General features: G+C 72.3%; 1 protein-coding gene. It reads right to left on the minus strand.

Annotation, left to right across the window (positions count from 1 at the left end; translation table 11 throughout):
* Positions 1-2,318 (minus strand): SpnB-like Rossmann fold domain-containing protein (locus ACWCPW_RS51865; protein WP_449768665.1); only part of this gene is annotated, 2,318 nt, incomplete at its 3' end.
* Between the last annotated feature and the right edge of the window lie 26 nt (positions 2,319-2,344).

Here is a 2,344-nt window from a genome sequence, read left to right on the forward strand (position 1 = left end):
ATGCCGACGCCGCCGGTGGCGGCGTGGACGAGGAGTGTTTCGCCCGGTTGGGCTTCGGCGAGGTCGACCAGGCCGTAGTACGCGGTCAGGAACACCACCGGAACGGCCGCCGCCTCGGCATACGTCCACCCGGTCGGCACCTGGGTGAGCACCCGGTGGTCGGCGACCGTGATCGGCCCGACACCGCCGGGCAGCAGGCCCATCACCCGGTCGCCGGGGGCCAGGTCGCGCACGCCCGGGCCGACCTCCAGGACCACTCCGGCGCCCTCGCCGCCCGGCGGCCGGGAGTCGCCGCGCACCATGTCGAGGCCGATCAGGATGTCCCGGAAGTTCAGGCCGGCGGCCCGCACCTCCAGCCGAACCTGCCCCTCGCCCAGTGGTTCGAGGGCCTCGGGCGCGGGCTCCAGGTACAGATCCTCCAGGGTGCCGGTATGCGCGGAGGCCAACCGCCAGTTGGCGCCGTCCGCGGGCACCGCCAGGACCTCGTCGGCCCCCGGACGGGTCAGGCGCGGCAGGAACGCCTGCCCATGCCGCAGGGCGAGTTGGGGCTCACCGGTGGCCAACGCGAGCCGAAGCACGCGCTGCGACTCGGCGCTGCCGTCGGTGTCGACGAGGACGAAGCGATCCGGGTTCTCGGACTGCGCGGAGCGCAGCAGGCCCCAGAGCGCGGCGCCCGGCAGGTCGGCCACGTCCTCGCCGGAGTGGGTGCCGACGGCGCCTCGGGTGAGGACGGCCAGTCGAGTGCCGGTGAGCCGCTCGTTCGCCGCCCACTCCTGAAGGAGCGCGAGCGTGCGTCGGGTGATGGTCCGTACGGTGGCGGCCGGTTCGGCGGGTTCGCCGTCCGTGCCGGTCTCGACCGGCGTCGCGGCGTCCAGCACGAGCACTGTCGGCTGCTCGGCACTGTCGTCGAAACGGCCGAGCCAGTGCAGGAGTTCGTCGGGAGTCAGTACGGGCGGACCGGAGGCGTCGGGGTCCGCGGAGCGAGGGGACGACGTGGACCGGATCGGCCTGTCGGCCTCGTCGGTCGAGGTCAATGGGAGCGGCGTCCAGTCGAGCCGGAACAGCGCCTCGTGTCGGTGTGTGGCGCCGCCTTGTCCCGCCGAGGCGGACGCCGCGAGTTGCTCCGGTGAGATCGACCTAGTCGCCAGCGCGTCGACCGAGACCACGGGCGCGCCGACGGCGTCGGCGACGTCGAGCGAAACGACCCCGTCACCCACGCGCGCAAGCCGAACCCGCAACGAACGCGCACCGGCGGCATGCAGCCGAACACCGCTCCAGGAGAAGGGCAACCGGATCGATCCGTCGTTTGCCGAATCGCCCGCGTCCTCTCGTTCGTCGTCGCGGGACAGGAGGTTGCGTGCCATCGGGTGGAGCGCGGCGTCGAGCAGCGCGGGGTGCAGCCCGAAGGCCGCCGGGTCGGTGTCCTCGGGCAGGCTCACCTCGGCGAAGAGATCGTCGCCGACCTGCCAGGCGGCGCGAACCCCCTGGAATACCGGGCCGTATCCGTAGCCGGCGGCCGCCAGAGTCCCGTACAACTCGTCGGCGTCGATCGGCACGCCATTGACAGGCGGCCAACTCGTCGCGTCGAACGTCGACGCCGTCGTGCCGAGTCGGTCGGGGGCCAGGGTGCCGGCGGCGTGCCGGGTCCAGGGTTGGTCGATGTTCGCGTCGTCGCCGCGGGAGTGGATGGTGATCGTGCGCCGGCCGGTGTCGTCGGGGGCGGCGAGGGCGACCTGGAGTCGGACGGCGCCGATTGCCGGGACGACGAGGGCGTTCTCCAGCACGAGTTCTTCGAGGTTCGGTGTGTCACCGAGCTCGGCGGCGTGCAGCGCGAGGTCGACGAACGCGGTGCCGGGCAACAGCACGGTGTCCAGGACCGCGTGATCGGCCAGCCACGGGTGGGTGGCGAGCGAGACCCGGCCGGTCAGTACCAGCGCCGCACCGTCCGCGAGTTCGACCGCCGCCCCGAGGAACTCGTGTTCCGTCGAGGCGAGTCCGAGCCCACTCGCGTCCTTCGCGGCGGCCGGCGTGTCGAGCCAGTAGTCCCGGTATTGGAAGGCGTACGTCGGCAACCCGGGATCGGGGGAGCCCGACGCGGACAGCGGCGGGATGTGCGTCGCCAGCGCTCGGGAGACGCCGTGGGTGTGGAGGGTTGCGAGGCTGGTGGTGAAGCGGTGGTGGGTGCCTTGGTCGCGGCGGAGGGTTTCCACGACATGGACGTTGGGGTCGTTGGTCGTGTCGCCAATGGCGTGGGTGAGGACGGGGTGGGGGCTGGTTTCGATGTAGGTGTGGTGGCCGGTGGTGGTGAGTTGTTCGATGGTGGGTTGGAGGAGGACGGGGTTGC

It is taken from the genome of Embleya sp. NPDC001921, from assembly GCF_053594475.1.